This window comes from Tardiphaga sp. vice154 (assembly GCF_007018645.1).
In the GTDB taxonomy this organism is placed as follows: Bacteria; Pseudomonadota; Alphaproteobacteria; order Rhizobiales; family Xanthobacteraceae; genus Tardiphaga.
In genome coordinates this window covers 5,516,737-5,535,194 of sequence record NZ_CP041399.1, presented here as the reverse complement: position 1 = coordinate 5,535,194, position 18,458 = coordinate 5,516,737, and the positions used below count along the sequence as shown (strand labels likewise).

The window sequence follows — 18,458 nt, the reverse complement described above, 5'->3', positions numbered from 1 at the left end:
CCTCTGATGCTTGTTTCGTCTCGGTCTGAGGGAGCTACGGGCGCCGGCCGGTGAACTTGCAGGTTGCCCGACAGGCGCGCGAAGATCCGCAGCCCCGCCCGGTCTAGTCCGATGTCTCGACTCAGTAGCGCGGGGTCAGCGGGCTCGCCAGGTTGAAGTGGTAGTTCAGGCCGGCCTTGATCGTGTGCTCGTCGTTCCGAATGTTGCCCGCGAACACCAGCGGAGTGCCGATGAGCAACTGGTTCCGGCCGAAATCGAAATACTGGTATTCGATCTTGCCCGACCAGTTCTGCGCGAACATGTATTCGTATCCGCCGCCGACCGTGTAGCCGTCGCGTCCGTTGTTGAACTGGAACGGTCCGATACCGTTGTTCCGGGTATCGGCGTAGGCATAGCCTCCCTTGGCGTAGAAAAGTCCGGAACCCCACACGTAGCCAAGGCGGCCGGTAACGGATGCCAGACCGCGCAGATTGTGGCTGAAGTTGCCGCCGGTGAAAGCGAAAGGCGTGCCGTTGCCCCCATCGACGTAGCTGTAGTTCGCTTCGATGCCGACCAGCCAGCTGCCAGAAAATTGGTAGTCGGCTCCGACCTGTCCGCCGCCGATAAAGCGCGCGTCATTGCTGCCGCCGAACGGATCGTTGCCGTCGCGGAACGCCCCACCGATGTGACCTCCGACATAGAAGCCGGTCCACGTGTAGAGCGGGGCTGCCGCAACATAAGCTGGGGCTTTTGTATAGGGCCGGGCGGCAAGATCGGCAGCGAAAGCGGGGGCCGAAACCACGATCAGGCTCAAGGCGCCTAGAATTAGTCGTTTCATAACCATCCCCCGTCGCGCGCGAAATCGCCGCTCAATGAGAATGCGCGTCGACGAACAAAGAGTCTGTGCCTCAATCGCAACGTTCGGTGGCCGACAAATGGGAACTTGTGTCCACTACCGGACGGAGGCGGGTACTGGTGTCGCGCAGCGGCATGCGGTCTCGAACAACGTATCCACGCGGACAATACGGATTTCTGCACGATGGCTCGTAATTGCTTTTCGGGTTTGTAAATCTCGCAGCGCCTCGTTTAAGCGCTGCCTGTTAACCCCAAGCATCTGCGCAAGCGCATCTTGCGTAATTGCGATCTCGGCAATTCCACCAGCGTCGTGAACTTGAAGTAACCAACGGCAAAGGCGCGCGTCGAGGTGATGCAGAAGGTTGCATCCTGCGATTCGCTGAGCGTTCTCCGCGATCTGTACATTGTTCTGGTTGATTGCTTGCTGAAGTGCGTCGGACCGCCGCAACATATGCTCGAGGCTTTGCCTCGGGACGCGGAAAGCGGCGCCGCCAGCAACGACGACGGCTCGCGACAACGCCGTAGGATTTTCAATGCTATAAAGCGAACCGATAGCGCCCTTCCGACTTACAAAGCCGGCTTCTGCCGTCACTCCGTCGACGACGACGATCAAGGAAGCCAGACCGGAATGCGGGAAGAATACATGCTCTATCGTTTCGCCGGACGCCTGGAGGATGCTGCCGGGATAGAGCGAGACTTCCTTGCCATAGATCAACAGCTCGGATCGTTCATCCGTGGGAAGCAGATTCAATATCTCATTTCGCAGGATTGTCATTGGCGCTTTCACCGAATTGACATTGTTCGGCCTCGCCCGCATATCGGCAAAAGCAATAAGACAGCTACGATTGCCGTCCATGAAGGTTTTAAGTCGCCGTAAATTTTTCGGCTGCGCGATGAAAACGTGACGGCCTGAGCGAAACCCCAATGCAATTCATTCGTAACTTTTTCAAATATCGATAGGGTCGAAAATGAAGACGCTTATGATGATGATGATAGTTCTTCTCATTGTCAAACCTGCAAACGCAGCAGGTACGAAACAAGAGAAGGACGCCTGCTCGAAAGATGCAGTTCGGTTCTGCCGTCCGCTGCTAAATCAAGGCGATCTTACTGTCCTTGGGTGTCTGCAACAGAACCGCCTCAAATTACGCGCTGCATGCAAGGCTGTTCTTCAAAACAATGGCGTTTGATAATCCGTAGGTTCCGCTGCCGGGAACCGAGGCGAGATGGTGCACAGTCGGGTAGCAGAATATCTAGAATATTAAGTTCTCGCGGATGCGCGACGAAGTTGCATAGTCCGTTGATGCGTTATGTCCGGTCGGCAAAGTTAGTGGAACAGATCCCTCATCGCGGATTTCGATGTTAAACTAGGCGTCAAGTATCTGTTTCAGCTCTATTAAATCTTCCAAAGCGTGAACCAGCCCGTTCGAGTGGTGCGGTTTAGGTATAAGTTTCAAAAAATATGTCGTTTTCCAGACTAACATTTAGGAACGATAGGTACCACCGTTTCTTCAATGTGGGATCGGAGTTTTTAGGCAAGCGAACTTTCTTCGCTTCATTCTCCTCCAACAAAAGCATTCGACGTCGAAGCCGAGCACGTTGCCGCCGGACGCTTGAACTCGCCCAAAATTCACCCATACGCTTATGGAGCAACAAATGACGGACACTCGAAATCTTTCGCAGGCGGCGTCGCCTGTCGAGAAGACATCCGAAGGATTCGGCCGGCGACGTTTCCTCGCTTGGTCGGGCACGGCACTTCTGGGCGCCGTCGCGCTCAGCGGCAAGCTGCCGGGCTTCAGCATCGAGCAGGCCCTGGCCCAGACCCCGGGCGGCGCCGCGATGGCGAAGGCCGTGGATCTCGGCGAAGGCGATGTCGGCATCCTGAACTATGCCTACGCGCTCGAACAGCTCGAGGCGGCGTTCTACACCCAGGTCACCAAGACGCCGTATGCCAACATGTCGTCGGCGGACACCGCGATCCTGACCGGCATCCGCGACCATGAGATCGCCCATCGCGACTTCTTCAAGGCCGCTCTTAAGAAGAATGCCATCCCGGCCCTGGACGTTGACTTCACCAAGATCGACTTCAACAGCCGCGACAGCGTGCTGACCACCGCCAGGACCTTCGAGGACCTCGGCGTCGCCGCGTACAATGGCGCCGGCCAGCTGCTGGAGAAGGGCGAATACCTGCTCCTCGCCGGCAAGATCGTCTCCGTCGAGGCTCGTCACGCGACCGCAATCCGCTACCTGATCGGCATGAAGGGTAATACCAGCGCCTCGAACAGCTCTGGCACCACCGTCGGCTCAAGCACGGGCGGCAGCAACGCCTTCGACGATGCTGACGTCGTCAATGAGAAGGGTCTCGACCGCGCACAGAAGCCGGCCGAAGTCCTCGCGACCGCCGGTCCGTTCGTGAAGACCCCCATCACTGCCGACGATATCGGCTGAGGAGCAGAAACATGACAAATCAAAATACCATTCTCGTCGACATCGATCCGGAAATCGCCGCCCGCGTGTCTCAGTCCGGCTCGTTCAAGACTGCCGCGCTCAAGCTCGGTGTGCTGGCTACTGCACCCCTAGTCATTGCGGCCGCATCGACGGCTGCATTCGGACAAGGCGCGCAGCTTCCCAGGAAGATCGCCGAGGTTCTGAATTTTGCCTTGACGCTCGAATACCTCGAGGACGAGTTCTACCGGAAGGCGCTTGCGAGCGATAAGCTGATCCCGTCGGAAACGCGGGCGACCTTCGAAACGATCGGCAAACACGAAGCCGCCCACGTCGAAGTCCTGAAGGCCGCGCTGGGAAGCCATGCGGTCAAGAAACCGACCTTCGACTTTACCGCAAAGGGTGCGTTCGGCGACGTGTTCTCGAACTACAAGACGTTCCTGGCAGTCTCCCAGGCGCTCGAAGACACCGGCGTTCGGGCCTACAAAGGGCAGGCTGCTAACCTGAAGAGCTCCGACGAGATCCTGACGGTCGCGCTGCAGATCCATTCGGTCGAAGCGCGACATGCGGCGCAGGTACGCCTCATCCGCGGACAGCCAGCCTGGATCGTCAGCAATTCCCGCGGTGACTTACCCGAGGCGACGCAGGCGGTTTACGATGGCGAAGCCGATTTCATGCAGGGCGGCGCCGACATCAAGGATCTCGGCGGTCTCTCTGCAGAGTCTCTGTCCGGCGCATTTGACGAGCCCCTGAGCAAGGGCAAGGTTCTCGCGATCGCCAAGCTGTTCATCAAGGCCGCGTAAGTCGTCCCCCGCGATGGCCGAGATGAAACTAGGGTGGCGGGCGCGAGCCTGCCACCCTTCCTCTATCTGCGAAGGAACGGTCTGATGGGATCAATGAGCATCGTGCACTGGATGATCGTCGTCGGCGTCGTTGTGCTTCTATTCGGGAAAGGCAAGATTTCCGGCGTGATGGGCGACGTGGCACAGGGGATGAAATCCTTCAGAAAGGGCCTGCAGGAGGATGTGCCAGTCGAGACGCCGCCTCACAATATACAAGCTGCTTCTGAGACTTCGACTGTGGCGAAATCCTGAATAGGCGAAACTGCAGCCAACGCGTCGGTTGGAGGTTGCGGACCGAACAAGCGGCGCTGAGCACCTAAACATTCGTAGTGATTGTGAAAGGATAGACGATGGCGAAGCATGAAGGAGAACCCATCGTTGAAACTGCAATAGAGGCGAGGGGAGCTGAGCGTGGCCCGACCGTGCGAAATGTTCTCGTCTGGAGTCTCGCTTTAGTGGTCGTGGCATTTACCGTCGTGTACGTCATATTCTTTCGAGCCTAACATCCAAAACTGAGACGGAATGTCGATGCCGCAAAGTTCATAGTCGCAAATCACAGGAGATAAAATGTCCACTTTCAATCCATTTAAAGCTGCAATGCTTGCCACTTCTGCAATGATCGCGATGACCAACTTAAGCCATGCGCAGTCACCCACCGAGAAATCCACCACAACCGCGCCGGTCGCCGATACCGCCGCCAAGGCCGATCCTGACATGGCCAAGGTTTTGGCCGCTTTGCATGCCCTTGGTCCAAAGCCGATCGAAGGCCTCGACCCATCGGAGGCACGGAAGCAGTATTCAGCCACCGACGCGGTGAAGAAGGTGATCAAGGATGAGAAGCTAGACGTCGATCCACACAGGGGTCTGTCTGTTTCCAACAGCCACTTCGCTGACATGGGTAACCTGCGCCTCCGCTACTACACACCGGAAAAAGCCACCAAGGACTCCAACTTGCCAGTCGTAGTCTATTATCGCGGCGGCGGCTGGGTGATCGCAGATCTCGATACATATGATGCTTCGGCCGCTGCCATTGCCCGCAAGGCGAATGCTATCGTTATATCTGTCGATTATCCGATGGCGCCGGAGCACAAATTTCCCGCCGCTCATGATGAGGCCATCGAAGCCTACAAGTATATCGTGAAGAATGCCAAAGGCTGGGGAGGCAATCCTGACAAGGTCGCAATCGTCGGCGAAAGCGCGGGCGGCAACTTGGCAATCGATACTGCGATCGCGGCGCGTGACCAGAAGCTAACCGCGCCTGTCGCGGTGGTCTCGGTCTACCCGGTGGCGACCACCACGATGGATACGCCTTCTAAGAAGGCGCAGGCCGACGCTAAGCCACTGAACACGCCGATGATGGCTTGGTTCTTCGACAAGGTGCTGAATAATGCCAAAGAGGGGCAGGACCCTCGGCTGAATCTAGTTTCTGCCGATCTTAAGGGCTTGCCACCGGTGACAATCATCAATGCCGAACTAGATCCGTTGCGTTCCGATGGCGATATGCTGGCGGAGAAGATGCAGGCCGCCGGTAATGAAGTCACCCACAAGCTCTACAACGGCGTGACCCACGAATTCTTTGGCATGGATGCTGTAGTTGCCAAGGCGGCCGAAGCACAGGACTTTGCGGTCGCGCAATTGAAAAAGGGATTTGGCGACCAATCGCCTACCACAGGTGCCTCACATACGAAGTAAAATGTTACAGTAATCTTCCGACTAATGTCTTAAAATGGGCGGTCACTTGACCGCCCATTTTCTTCGAGGCAATGGAAAGGTACCAATCTCAATTTGTGGGCTGGAATATCGGACGGCAAGGATAGTTCCGACGTAAGAGGCAGGGTGTGTGTCTCGAGGCACCTCACTCGCCGACGTAAAGCATCAGTCGTCAGTCAGTCGTGTGCCAGCCAATCCGATATCGTCGCGGTCAACCTTCATACTATGCGACAATAACCCTTTACTAACTCTTGCGACGGTTTATTGCCAGCTTCGCCTGCCGACTTATTCCATAACCTCTCATTGGCGAATCGCCCATTAAGGACGTGCATGTAAACAAGGCTTACTACGGACCCCGCGTTTTCGCGGCAGGTGTCAGCGCGCACAGCGCCGCACGCTACCGGGCATATTCTCGCCCATTAAGCAGTCCGGCCTGGGCCGAAATGTTCTGGCGCGCTAACCGAGTCAGAGCGCACAAGGAAAAAGCAGCGGATCGCGCACACCCTCTAGGCAGGAAGATTACGCAGCGACCGCGAGGAGCAGCGCTCCTGCTGCGCCCGGCGCTAAGCACCCCCTCGCGGAAGGATGCCGTCGGGCGATCAAGTTGCAGAGGCCTCGCTCGCTTAGGCGGCCTTCGTCAACGCTTTCTCGACCGCCACGGCGGCCGAAAGTGGGCGCCAGAGCACAGTCATCTCGCGGACAAGGCCGCGTTCAACAAGGCGCCACATATCGACGCCGTCGAGTTGGTGCGGTCCAACCGTCAGTCCGAAAAACGCCCGCAATGATATGCCGATCGACCTCGCGGGCCTTAGCGGAACGCTTCATAGTTCGAATTTCATGCTGGGATAGGCCACGGCTGATTTTCATCGCTGTGTCAGGGCCATCGAGCGGCAAAGGTGGGGTCAACTTTGGAAGCCGATCGGGGGGGAAATGGCGTGCCTATTCACAGGCACCAAGCCTAAAGTGCCAAAGTGGTGCGAGCTACAAGCTATGTGGCGCTATGAGATGCCGTTGCGAGTAAGGACGCCCTGGTGGACGGTCTGGCGATGTCCGTTCGCGGGGTAAAGCAGACCCTGCATCCGGGCGGTCTGACTCCGAGTTTAATCTGAAACGAGCCTCACGCCGATTAACATCCAATCGCAACTATTTCAAACCCGCACGACGGAATCCTTCCAAATAATGTTCGCGATCAGCGTCGTATCGGATCGGCATATGGCTGGCGAGCCAGCCAAGCGAAATATTAGGCTGCGCCCGTTCAAGCTCGAGCAATGCGGCTTTGGCCAAATCGTCGCGGCCAGCCATGCCGGCAGCTGCAGTCAATACCCGATGACCACCAACAAAGTCGCCGCGTTGTCGGATGCCCTCGCTTGCGAGCCGTATTGCTTCGTCATAGTTGCGCCCGACGAAGTTGGAGTAGGCGGCGATACCGCAAAAAATTGCCGAGAAGGGATCGCGAGGGCTTAATCGCAGCGCTCGTTGCGCCGCCACACAGGCCTCCTGCCAGCGACCGCAGTACGACAGGGCCAGGCCGTAATAACCCTGGGCAAGCGAGAAATTTGGATTGAGACTCAACGCCGACTCGAACGCAGCCAGCGAATCTTCGAAGCGCCGCTTGAACAACGACACGCTGCCAAGAGCGTGATGCGCCCAAGGGTCCTCACTGTCGGCCTGGATCGACGCCAGCGCCGCCCGTTCGGCGATTGGCACAATAGTTGCCATGTCCGCCCAGCCCATATGCGCGCTGAAAGTATAGCTCGTGGCGAGCACGCCAAGCGCCTGTCCGTAGTTCGGATCGATAGTGATCGCCTTCTCGAGCAGCGCCTGAGCGACAACATTATCCTGTCGCGTCACCCGCCAGTAATGCGACAACGCCCGCATCACCAGATCCCACGCATCCATGCTGTCCGGCGGTTTGCGCTGGGCATGAAAATTCTCCGCGGCATAGAGTTGCGGTTCGATCGCGGCGACAATGGCCTCGGTAATTTCATCCTGCACCGCGAAAACGTCTGCAATGTTGCGGTCGTACTTTTCCGCCCAGAGATGACTTCCGGTTGCAACATCGTTGAGCTGCACCGTTATGCGCACGCGGTCGCCGCCCTTGCGGACGCTGCCCTCGACGACGTAGCCGACGCCGAGTTCCTCGGCGACCTGCTTCATGTGAACGGCTTTGCCTTTGTAGGTAAACGACGAGTTGCGCGCGATCACGAAGAACCAGCGCAACTTCGACAGCGCAGTGATAATATCCTCACTGATGCCGTCGGAAAAATACTCCTGCTCGGGATCACCGCTCATGTTGGCGAAAGGCAGCACGGCGATGGCGGGCCGATCAGGCAGCGGCATCGCCGGGCGCGGCTGCTCGGGGATTTCATCCAGAGTTGCCGCGGCGTGAGTCGGCTCGGCGCCGTTTGACCTGGTATCGACAATACCGACAAAACGCACGCCCTTGCGAGCAACGGTGCGTATCAATTTCTGGTCTTCGCCGCTATCGCCGAGTGCCTTGCGCGCGGCGTTGATCCGGCTGGTGATCGTCGACTCCGACACCACCCGCCCGCCCCAGACCGAAGCGAACAGATCATCCTTGCTGACGACACGATCGCGGTTCCGCAAGAGATAGATCAGCAGATCAAACACCTGCGGCTCGACCGCGATGCGCTCCGAACCCCGATGCAACTCGCGCCGTTCGGTATCAAGCCTATGATTAGCAAAGATAAATTGCAATGGCGATGCTCCCGACCCGAGCGCGTCTCAAGAAATAATCAAGCTCATCTCAAGCAAAAATCGGGCTCCGGGCAAAGCCTTTTGATCTCAGGTCCCTGCATCTTCGTGACTTCCGATGCATCCCGACCGAGGAGAGAGATCATGACCCAAATCCAGGCCATAGGCGAGGAAACGAAGGGCAGTCCAGTCGGCAGATTTCTTGCCTTCGTCTACGGATTTGCATCCTACGCCATATTCTTTGTGACATTCCTCTACGCCATCGACTTCGTATCAGGCCTGATGGTACCCAAGACCATCGATTCCGGAGCGGTCGGGCCGATGCCGGAGGCGATCATCGTCGATCTTGTCCTGATGTCGGTTTTCGCCATTCAGCACAGCGTCATGGCGCGCAGGCAATTCAAGCAGTGGTGGACCCAATTCGTGCCGAAGCCGGTCGAGCGCAGCACGTACGTGTTGTTGGCCAGCCTCGCGCTTGTCCTGCTATTCTGGCAGTGGCATCCGATCCCTGCCGTGGTTTGGGAAATCACCAATCCGGTGATCGCCATGGCTCTCCTGGGCCTGTCATTAATCGGCTGGCTGATCGTATTGACGAGCACGTTCCTGATCAACCACTTCGAATTGTTCGGGCTGCATCAGGTCGCAAATAACCTGACCGGCCACCCGATGCCAACGCCGCGCTTCCGCACTCCGCTTTACTACAAGTTCGTGCGGCACCCGATCTACCTTGGTTTCATAATCGCATTTTGGGCCACCGCCACGATGACAATCGGGCATCTTCTGTTCGCGGCTGTGACCACGGCCTACATCTTCGTCGGCATCCTGCTGGAGGAACGTGATCTGGTCGATCTCTTCGGCGAGGACTATCACCGCTATAAGGACCGTGTTTCGATGCTGCTGCCCTGGCGCAAGTCTGTTCGATAGATAAACACCGGCGTAAAGGACCGTTCGCAATGATAAACGAAGCGCAGGGCCGCATCGACTACGATGAATGCGGATCTGGCCCTGCCGTGGTGCTGTTGCCGGGATCATGCAGCACCGGCGCGGCGTGGCGGCCGGTCATCGCCGCGTGGGGCAACGAGTTTCGAAGCGTCACCACGAGTCTGCTGGGTTATGGTGGAACTGGCGAACGACGCAACCCAGGCGATCCCTCGATTTCACGCAACGCCGAAGCGATGGAATCGGTTATCCGCCGGGCCGGCGGCCGCGTTCATCTTGTCGGCCATTCCTTTGGTGGCCTCGTCGCGCTGGCTGTAGCGCTCCGCAACCGGGTATCTCTCGCAAGCCTCGTGGTTATCGAGGCGCCGGCTGTCGGCGTTTTGCGAGAGGGAAAAGAGCACCAGCATTATTGCGCGTTCAATCGGATGACCGACGCGTATTTGACCGACTTCGCGGGCGGAAATGTCGAAGCGATCGCCGCGATGATCGACTTTTACGGGGGAGCCGGCACCTTTGCCTCATGGCCGCCGCGCTTGCGCGCCTATGCCGTGGAAACAACGCCGGTCAATATTCTCGATTGGGCCGATGCATATGGCTTCCCGATGTCGGCGGCTTTGCTCGACAGGATCAAGATTCCGCTTCTCGTCGTTCGGGGTGGGGCAAGTCCTCAAGCCGTGCAGCGCGCGAACGCGTTGGTTTGTGAACTCACGAGCAACGCCACTCTGGCCACGATCGATGGCGCCACGCATTTTGTGATCGTAACGCACGCCGTCGAGATCGCCGGCCGCATTGCAGCGCACGTTCATCGTGCAGAGGAAGAAATGAAGTCGCCCGTGCAAGGGAAGTAGCGTATTTCATGCTGGACGGCGGCCATCAGACCATCGCAGGGCGCTGGAGAGCGTACCGTCGTTGTCGAATTGCTCCCCACAGTAGTGCACACGAATGCCTGCCCTGGAGCATAGGTGCTCATGACAAGCGCCTTCATCCTGGAACCGGCAGCCGGGACGACGTACCGGCTCAATGTCAGCTGCGGAGCGGCGGGAGCCGGGCCCGTGGCATACGTCGCTTGCAGGGCCATCATGGGCCGCAGCGGGGGGCGGCCTAGCTGGGTATACCACGCTCTTGACTTTTCGTTCCGCGGAAGGCTTGTGCCCTCCATCGCGCCCTCGAGGCGGCATCTGCCGCACTCCGATCGGGGCCGCCAGATCAGAACCGTACCTCCAAAAGGTGGTGCAAGATGGGAACCGCCAAACAGGTCGACTAGCGACGGTCCTTGTAAACGCTGGTCTACCGCCTAGCACCCTGGTCTACGCGGAGAAGGTTCGACCCCAGTTCCTCTCCCTCCGCCACCGCAGCTGCGCTCCCAGTGCGATCGTGGCCAAAAGTCGCCAAAAAGCCCAATAAAAACAACCTTGCCGAGAAGTGGCGCCGTACGAGAGAACCGCCGATTGCAGGGATTTTAGGCTGGAGACGGCGTTTTTCTCCAAAGCTTCGTACTGCGGCGATTTGGTACGGTTTTTAAAAGCAGCCATTTAAGGTGTTTGCAGCTGCAATCTCGCTGACGTTTCGAATCCCTGTCGGATGTCGGACATCGTCGGAGACCAATTGCGATGTTCAACGACGACTTCTGTCGCTTGCCGCGACCAGCCGGGCAGTTGGCCAGACCACTCGACTGCTGTGGGACGCCTCTGAACCTAGAGAGGCTGAACTGGGACGCAGAGCCCGATTGGCTTGCGGGATCTGCGAGTGTTTCTAGGCACAGCAGTCCCGTGAGCGGGCTTACCAATTGAAGCCATAGCGGCCTCATTCAGAGCCACGCGGTCTCGCCGAGTGGCAGCGTGCCGGCGCTGGAAATTCGGCGCGGCTATCCCACATTGCTAGAACCACACCCGGAGGCAGCAACGTCCACCCCGAAAACGATTATGACGACCACCTTGATATTGGCTATGGCCGCACCCGCGGCATTCGACCCGAAGCATCCTTTTTGGGGCGCTCCTGCGCAGGCGCTGACTGCGGCGGTCACCGGCGGCGCCTCAACCTCGTCGGTCAATCTGGTCATGTACGACCAGGTACGCGACGTTGCGATCGACATAGTGCCTCCTGATCGCGTCAGAAGCGCTCAGGGTTCAAAGCCATCTTTTAGGCTGCCCGCTTGCCGTCAAAACAATTATCACTCGCGGATGATAATTCTGTTGACGGCTGGCCGCGCTCTGCCCGAAACAGCGCGCGGGCCATTGCCACGCTGGCTGACTCGTAACCGAGGCGGCCTCAATGCAGAGCTGATGCCCGCTCTGCCATCTCCGTCCAAATATCTGACAAATGCAAACAACGTGCTTTGAGCGCATCCTCAGGGAGTAACTTGGAAAAGTTCCTGAAATCTGCGGCTACCCGCAAGCAGAACAACGAATACCTCAGGGAATCGCTCATCGCGCACCGCTCCGCAAAATGGCGGGAGCGCTACCGAACTCTCTGTCACCGAAAACTGCCGTGGGAGAGCGGTGATACCTGACCAAGCGCCACTAATTCAAACTAAGCCACTGCTATTTTTAAATTAGCCCACTGCGGTCGGAAAACGAACAGTTCCGCGGTCTTGAGCAGCAAGCGCGGGCCACATGGACACTACATAGGCAGGCTGCATCTCGAAAATGCAGAAAAATGGCCCCGATTAAGGGGCCATTAAAATCAATCCTCGTCATTCACATCGTAAACCTGAATAATCCGACGTGTGTGCGGTTGAAACACGACAGCCCTTCGGTTCACGACGTCGTAATGGTATCCTTCAACTCCGTATTGACGCGGTAATTCTCGCGATCCATGCGGGCCATATCCAAAACGCTGCCCGGGCGATAGATCGCCATAATACTCGTATGACCGTTGACGTTCACGATCCCGGTAGATGTATTCACGAGCAGGCTCTCGTTGCTCGACGGGTATCGAAGAAGCCACAATCGCACCAATGACCGCGCCTGCGATAGCCGCACCTGCACGATCATCCGCTTTTGCAAGCCCGGGCATTAGGAGCAATGCTGCGGCCGCAGCGACATTCAAAAAGTTTAGTCTCATAGCCAGTCCTCGCGCTACAATCTGTCAGCCCGCGAGACACTGGGTCAGGATGGTTAACGAAGCGTGAAAATCTCCACGAAGTGATCTTCGTGCATCTGCAAACAAGATTTTACCGACAGCCATCTATCCGGGCAATCGGCCGTGCTGCACACGCTCGCTGTTGAGCGAAGATTGACCACCTCAATCCATTTCGAATAACTGAGTTATTAGAGGTCCTTTTTGCGAAGCCTGAGCTAGTGCCATAGAGGCCGCGATAGTTTTTCCCGGCAATATATCCATCAGCTCGTGGACCATCTGCGTTACGGTTGCTTGTAGAGCGCCTTCGACAGGGCAACTATCTTCGCCATCAGCTGAGGGCTTATAAAAGAAGCCGACGCCCTTGAAGTACACTGAGAGATAAACCTCATCTTGGAGATGATCGTCGAAATGTGCGCCACCGTCCTGATCGCGCATAACACGAACGACCTGCAGTCTAGACAGAGTTGTCTCGCCGCTTCCCGAACCTCGCAGCACCCCTTCATCCCACCAGTCCGTAAGGGATAACCGTCTGCCGCTAGCCAACGGCTCGTGACCGAACGGAATCGTTTGCCCTAAGGGCTTGGCGTAACGTCGCATGCTATCTTCCTTGCTAGGCTCGCATTCCTCAACGAGGATTTTAACGTGATCCTCGCGCACATTGAAACCGTTGCCCAAAACGGATTTCGCCAGAGCCAATTTTACTCGCTCCATTGCATTCATCCGAGTGTAATGGTCGTCAGTGCTGTTCGACATCATGGCCTCCAGTTTGATCCTTTTACTTATTGCGTAGCAGGGTTTTATGAAGCGCTCCCGTTGGCCATCTCGCGGAAAACGCGCTCGGTCAGCTCGGCGCGGATCGTGTTGGCCTGGAATGCCATCAATTCATCGCGACCCGCGACGCCGACACTATTTAAGGCGAGCCGATGATTTTAACAATTCTTTAACCGCGTCTTTGAGGTTCGCTGTTCGCTATCCGAACCGATTGCATTGCGCGAATTCTATTTACACTTTTTTACAGAATGTCCTTCATGTTCCACTCGTCGCTAGAAGAATCTAGCACATGATCCAAACAGAAGGTTTCAAACATGTCCGGCATTACCCTTACGTCTGCTGTCCGCCAGAACCTGCTCTCGCTGCAGTCCACTGCATCGCTTCTGTCGGAAACTCAGAATCGCCTCTCGACCGGTAATAAGGTCAACTCGGCGCTCGACAATCCCACCAACTTCTTCACCGCCTCGTCCTTGAATTCGCGTTCGAGCGACATCAACAATCTGCTCGATGGTATCGGCAACGGCGTGCAGATTTTGCAGGCCGCCAACACCGGCATCACCTCGATCCAGAAGCTCGTTGATAGCGCCAAGTCGATCGCCAACCAAGCACTACAGACCACTGTCGGTTACACCAAGTCGTCGATTACGACCGCCGCGAACACCGGAGCCACCGCCAGCAACCTCCTGGGCGGCAACGCTCCGGTTGATGCGACCTTCACCGGCGCAGTTGCCAATAATAACCTGAACGCGCCCGCTGCGATCACCGGTGCAACCACTCTTTCCGGCGCAGCCAACTCCGACTCGCTCACGACTTCTTTCGCTGCAAACGACACCCTGACCGTTAACGGCCAGACCCTGACGTTCAAGGCCTCGGGTGCTTCCGGTGCCAACGAAATCAACATCGGCGACACCGTCACCAACTTGCTCGGCAAGATCGACGGTCTGACGGGTGCATCGACGGCCGGTACCGTCGTTGGTGGAAAGCTGACGATCCACACCGGAACGACCTCCGATCTGTCGATCACCAGCTCGAATGCAGGTGCACTCTCCGCTCTCGGCTTGGGCACGGGCGCTACTCAGGCTCGTGCGGCTGGCACGACCCCGGCGCTCAGCGGAAAAACGCTGACCATCGCGGCGACCGGCGGCGGCACCGCAACGTCGATCACGTTTGGTACCGCAGCCAACCAGGTTTCCACTCTGGACGGACTCAACACTGCGCTGGCGGCGAACAACCTCCAGGCCAGTATTGATACCACTGGCGCGATCTCGATCACCACGACCAACGATGCAGCTTCGGCCAACATCGGCACCGTCGGCGGTACCTCGTCCACGACAGCTAACGTCGCGTTCAACGGCAAGTCCGTCGTTAACGCCGTAAAGGATCCGACCTCGCAGGCCACTCGCGCCAGCTTGATCGCCCAGTACAACCAGGTCATCGATCAGATCACCACCACGGCAGCTGACTCGTCCTTTAACGGCGTCAACCTGCTCAACAACGACACCCTGAAGCTGACCTTCAACGAAACCGGCACTTCGAAGCTCAGCATCTCCGGCGTCTCGTTCGGCCCCGGCGGTCTCGGCCTGTCGAAGCTGACGGCTGGTACCGACTTCACCGACAACGCGGCGGCAAACAAGACCCTTGCCTCGCTGACAACCGCCTCCACCACGCTGCGCTCGCAGGCCTCGAGCTTCGGTTCGAACCTGTCGGTCGTGCAGATCCGTCAGGACTTCTCGAAGAGCCTGATCAACGTGCTGCAGACCGGTGCGTCGAACCTGACGCTCGCCGACACCAACGAGGAAGCGGCCAACAGCCAGGCGCTGTCGACCCGCCAGTCGATCGCGGTGTCCGCGCTGTCGCTCGCCAACACCGCCCAGCAGGGTGTCCTCCAGCTCCTGCGCTGATTTCGCCAAATTATACCAGCAAATACAGGGCGGCGGGGGAAACTCCGCCGCTTTTCCTTTTGTTAACCATCAGCATGGCTAAGTCGGCTGCTGGAGAAATTGCGATGCCCCTCAAAATGACGCTCGAACCCCAAGAGTGGTTCATGGTCGGTGACACCAAGGTCGTCAATATTTGGAATGAAAAGGCGAAACTTAGGATCGACGGCGCCGCTCCGATCCTTCGGCAAGCTCACACTATGTCCGAGCAGGACACTGACACTCCGGCAAAGCGCGTTTACCTTGCGGTGCAGCTCCTCTACCTCGGTATGACATCGAACCCCGAGAAATATTTTATATTGGTGGAATCTCTTCTGAAGGAGAATCCCGCCGCGGGCGACACTGTGCGGAAAGCCAACGAACAAGTCGCCGCAGGGTCATATTACGGTGCCCTACGCGAGTATCGTAAGATAATTGAGCCTCGGACTGCTCTAGACATCGGCGGGTAGCTCAACGCAGGGTTGAAGCCGGCGGCTAAGGCTGCGTCCATCCTTGGGATGGCGCGGCTTTTTGCGATCCAGGCGGCCCCGGGGGCACCTTAAGCGAACGCCATTGCGGGCCGGTGATCCATATTCAAATTGAAGCGTCGTAACCCACGAGCCGCAGCCTCAGGTAAAATCCGTGCCCCAGAGGCCGACCCAAGTTCAAGTGATAATCGCCCGTAAAATTCAGACAATGGACGGCGTGCGGAGCCGCAGCAGCGCATGCGTCCATAGGATTTTACGGTGAACGATCGCCATCCATTTTTGGCGGTGAACGGTATTAACCAGCCAAGCAGAGAACGGCTTCGAAAACCTGCAATCTCATAGCGCTCTGCACTCAGAACCGGATGCTATTTTGCCAGCAGTTGAGCGTGTTGCTGTGTCCAATTCAGCGGAAGGGGTCCAAGTAGCCCATCAAGTTCGAGACTATCGGACTGCTGTCCTTCAAGGATCGATTGGATTATCGCAGGTGCCAACAGTGTCAGGCGCAACACACGGCTGAGGTAGGACTCATTGATACTTTCCGCCTTTGCCAGGTCCCGTACCGTGGCGTGACGGCCAGACTCCAGCATATGCCGCCAACGGTGGGCGCGAACGATCGCTTTGACGAGAGTGCTGTCGATGCGGGCGGCCCTCGGGATCCACGGCGCGGCATCAGACGGTGTCACGACCTGTTTGCGGCCGCCTTGGTGACGCAGCGTGATCGGGATGTGGACCGAGATCGTCTGCCCATCTCGGCTGAGGGTTGGGCGGCGGGATTTGCCAACGATGAGGTTCTGCTGAGTGGTCATGCGGCCTCTAGGTGCGCGGCCGTCGCGCCGCGGAGATCGTTACAAAGCGAGGTTAGGCCAGCGACCCGCAGACGGAGATCGATGCCGGTTACGCTGATGTCGACCCGCTCGACCAACAGCTCGATGATGCGGGCCTGCTCGGCAGGGAATAATTCAGCCCAAAGAGGCTCAAATTCTACCAGGGCACTGCGGACGTCGTTCTCGCCAAGCGAGGTGCCGGCTTTCTGCGCTGCGCGCCAGGTGGCCACAATGACCTCCGGCGACAGCAGCAGTGACCGGATCTGTTCAATGACGATCCGCTCGATCTCCGCAGCCGGGACTTGGCGAACCGGACAGGCGTCCGTCCCGCGCTTCATGACGCTCTGGCTGATGTAATAGCGGTAGAGCTTGCCGCTCTTTCGGGTGTGGGTCGGCGACATCGCGGCGCCGTCCGGGCCGAACAGCAGCCCCTTCAGGATTGCCGGGGTCTGTGCCCTAGCGCTGGCAGCCCGCTTTCGAGGGCTGTCTTTCATGAGGGCATGGACCTGGTCCCAGAGCTTGCGGTCGACGATGGCCTGGTGCTCACCGGGGTAGGAAGTCCCCTTGTGGACCGCCTCGCCGACGTAAACCCGGTTGTTAAGCAGCTTGTACAGCACGCCTTTATCCAGGAGGTGGCCATATCGGTTCGTTGCGCCGTTGGCCACCAGCTCCCGCGCCAGCAAGGTCGCGGACTTCAGAACCAGGAAGCGCTTGAAGATGCCCCGCACCGTCTCAGCGTCAGCCTCATGAATAATGAGCTTGCGGTCCTGGACCTCGTAGCCAAGCGGCGTCCAGCCGCCCATCCACATGCCCTTCTTGCGGGAGGCCGCCACCTTGTCGCGGATGCGTTCGCCGGTAACCTCGCGCTCGAACTGACCAAAGGACAGCATCACGTTGAGCACCAGCCGCCCCATCGGGCTGCGGGTGTCGAACGACTGCGTGATGGACACGAAGGTGACGTTGCGCCGGTCGAACGTCTCGACCAGATTGAGGAAATCCAGCATCGACCGGGAGAGCCGGTCGATCTTGTAGACGAGGATGATGTCCAGTTTGTCGGCCTCGATATCGGCGAGCAGCCGCTTCAGCGCAGGTCGCTCTAGAGTGCCACCGGAAATGCCACCGTCGTCATAATGGTCTTGCACGAGCGTCCAGCCTTTGGCGCGCTGGCTGACGATGAAGGCCTCGCATGCCTCCCGCTGAGCTTCCAACGAGTTGAATTCCATGTCGAGGCCCTCCTCGCTGGATTTGCGGGTGTAGACCGCACACCGTAGTTTGCGGACCAGCGGCGCGGCGTCATGAGAGGGCGATCGATGGCCTCGGTCGGCGGTGGCCGCAACAGATTTGGGCTCGATCGAGCCCCTTCGGCGGGCGCTCATGATTTCACCTGGTGATTCTTGAGGCCGAAGAAGACCCAGCCATTCCACTTGGTGCCGGTGATCTCGTGGGCGACGGATGACAGCGATTTATAGGGGCGGCCGAGATACTCGAAGTCGTCGGTCCGAACCGTCACGCAATGCGAGATGCCCTGCCATTCCCGGATCAGCTGAGTGCCGGCGATCGGCCGGTGAACCGGGCGAGCTTTGCGCTCGGCAATGCTCTTGGTTTCATATTGCTTGGCCATGGCGCGGAGGCGGTCGATCGTCTCGCGGGCCAGGCCGCCGTAGGCCAGCTCCTGGATTCGATAAGCCAGCCGGCTCTCCAGGAAGCGGCGGTTGTACTGGGGCGGCTCGCTGTCAAACAGCTCCCGCCACCTTGCCTTCAAAACGGGGGCAGATGCGCCCTTAAGGGCGGCTAATTGGTTCAAAACGGTGTCATTCACGTACGGAGATCCTCGTGTTCACGGGGACCATGACCGTGTGACCCGGGCTCGAAGTCGAGCGGAGAATCTCGATTTGA

Annotated in this window: 17 protein-coding genes; 9 read left to right on the top strand and 8 right to left on the bottom strand. The window is 58.1% G+C overall.

Annotated features, from left to right (window positions below; genetic code table 11):
• Nucleotides 1-121: 121 nt before the first annotated feature.
• Together FIU28_RS25880 and FIU28_RS25875 are read right to left on the bottom strand one after the other, a co-directional pair.
• Nucleotides 122-817: an outer membrane protein gene (locus FIU28_RS25880; protein WP_143575904.1), complete on the bottom strand. Its 696-nt coding sequence runs from the start codon at nt 815-817 to the stop codon at nt 122-124.
• A gap of 114 nt (nt 818-931) precedes the next feature.
• Nucleotides 932-1,690, bottom strand: coding sequence for a Crp/Fnr family transcriptional regulator (locus tag FIU28_RS25875; protein WP_143575903.1), 759 nt, complete (start codon nt 1,688-1,690; stop codon nt 932-934).
• A 797-nt stretch (nt 1,691-2,487) separates the two neighbouring features.
• Here FIU28_RS25875 and FIU28_RS25865 point away from each other — a divergent pair.
• From FIU28_RS25865 to FIU28_RS25850, 4 genes are all read left to right on the top strand, one after another.
• On the top strand, nt 2,488-3,279 hold the full coding sequence (locus FIU28_RS25865) for a ferritin-like domain-containing protein (RefSeq protein WP_143575902.1): 792 nt from the start codon (nt 2,488-2,490) through the stop codon (nt 3,277-3,279).
• Between the two features lie 11 nt (nt 3,280-3,290).
• Complete coding sequence (locus FIU28_RS25860; protein WP_143575901.1) at nt 3,291-4,079, top strand: ferritin-like domain-containing protein; 789 nt, start codon at nt 3,291-3,293, stop codon at nt 4,077-4,079.
• Between the two features lie 84 nt (nt 4,080-4,163).
• Nucleotides 4,164-4,370 (top strand): twin-arginine translocase TatA/TatE family subunit, encoded by a 207-nt coding sequence (locus FIU28_RS25855; protein ID WP_143575900.1) that lies wholly within the window; start codon nt 4,164-4,166, stop codon nt 4,368-4,370.
• A 315-nt stretch (nt 4,371-4,685) separates the two neighbouring features.
• Nucleotides 4,686-5,810 carry an alpha/beta hydrolase gene (locus tag FIU28_RS25850; protein WP_210247748.1) on the top strand — a complete coding sequence of 375 codons (1,125 nt, stop codon included), beginning with the start codon at nt 4,686-4,688 and terminating at the stop codon, nt 5,808-5,810.
• A 1,161-nt stretch (nt 5,811-6,971) separates the two neighbouring features.
• On the opposite strand, the gene FIU28_RS25845 is transcribed toward FIU28_RS25850, so the two are convergent.
• Entirely contained in the window at nt 6,972-8,546 is a 1,575-nt protein-coding gene (locus tag FIU28_RS25845) for a winged helix-turn-helix domain-containing protein (protein ID WP_143575899.1), read from the bottom strand.
• Nucleotides 8,547-8,687: 141 nt separating this feature from the next.
• On the opposite strand from FIU28_RS25845, the gene mddA reads away from it, so the two are divergent.
• The 3 genes from mddA (at nt 8,688) to FIU28_RS25825 (ending at nt 11,821) form a co-directional block, all read left to right on the top strand.
• Nucleotides 8,688-9,467 carry a methanethiol S-methyltransferase gene (mddA, locus tag FIU28_RS25840; protein ID WP_143575898.1) on the top strand — a complete coding sequence of 260 codons (780 nt, stop codon included), beginning with the start codon at nt 8,688-8,690 and terminating at the stop codon, nt 9,465-9,467.
• Nucleotides 9,468-9,496: 29 nt separating this feature from the next.
• Nucleotides 9,497-10,330 carry an alpha/beta fold hydrolase gene (locus FIU28_RS25835; protein WP_143575897.1) on the top strand — a complete coding sequence of 278 codons (834 nt, stop codon included), beginning with the start codon at nt 9,497-9,499 and terminating at the stop codon, nt 10,328-10,330.
• Between the two features lie 1,074 nt (nt 10,331-11,404).
• Nucleotides 11,405-11,821 (top strand): hypothetical protein, encoded by a 417-nt coding sequence (locus FIU28_RS25825; protein ID WP_143575895.1) that lies wholly within the window; start codon nt 11,405-11,407, stop codon nt 11,819-11,821.
• Nucleotides 11,822-12,238: 417 nt separating this feature from the next.
• On the opposite strand, the gene FIU28_RS25820 is transcribed toward FIU28_RS25825, so the two are convergent.
• Nucleotides 12,239-12,475 (bottom strand): hypothetical protein, encoded by a 237-nt coding sequence (locus FIU28_RS25820; protein ID WP_143575894.1) that lies wholly within the window; start codon nt 12,473-12,475, stop codon nt 12,239-12,241.
• A 250-nt stretch (nt 12,476-12,725) separates the two neighbouring features.
• A complete protein-coding gene (locus tag FIU28_RS25815) occupies nt 12,726-13,316 on the bottom strand; it encodes a hypothetical protein (protein ID WP_143575893.1) in 591 nt (196 codons plus the stop codon).
• Between the two features lie 332 nt (nt 13,317-13,648).
• Between FIU28_RS25815 and FIU28_RS25810 the strand changes: the two genes are divergently transcribed.
• The gene (locus tag FIU28_RS25810) at nt 13,649-15,235 is read left to right on the top strand and encodes a flagellin N-terminal helical domain-containing protein (protein WP_143575892.1); all 1,587 of its coding nucleotides are present in this window, start codon (nt 13,649-13,651) and stop codon (nt 15,233-15,235) included.
• A gap of 104 nt (nt 15,236-15,339) precedes the next feature.
• Complete coding sequence (locus FIU28_RS25805; protein ID WP_168209978.1) at nt 15,340-15,720, top strand: flagellar biosynthesis repressor FlbT; 381 nt, start codon at nt 15,340-15,342, stop codon at nt 15,718-15,720.
• A gap of 383 nt (nt 15,721-16,103) precedes the next feature.
• On the opposite strand, the gene FIU28_RS25800 is transcribed toward FIU28_RS25805, so the two are convergent.
• The 3 genes from FIU28_RS25800 to FIU28_RS25790 are packed head-to-tail and all read right to left on the bottom strand — an operon-like array spanning nt 16,104 to nt 18,381.
• Nucleotides 16,104-16,544: a hypothetical protein gene (locus FIU28_RS25800; RefSeq protein WP_143575890.1), complete on the bottom strand. Its 441-nt coding sequence runs from the start codon at nt 16,542-16,544 to the stop codon at nt 16,104-16,106.
• Nucleotides 16,541-17,938, bottom strand: a complete 1,398-nt coding sequence (locus tag FIU28_RS25795; protein ID WP_143575889.1) for a recombinase family protein — start codon at nt 17,936-17,938, stop codon at nt 16,541-16,543. Before FIU28_RS25795 ends, FIU28_RS25800 begins: the two co-directional genes overlap by 4 nt.
• The gene (locus FIU28_RS25790; protein ID WP_143575852.1) at nt 17,935-18,381 is read right to left on the bottom strand and encodes a DUF2924 domain-containing protein; all 447 of its coding nucleotides are present in this window, start codon (nt 18,379-18,381) and stop codon (nt 17,935-17,937) included. The genes FIU28_RS25795 and FIU28_RS25790 overlap by 4 nt, the downstream gene beginning before the upstream one ends.
• Between the last annotated feature and the right edge of the window lie 77 nt (nt 18,382-18,458).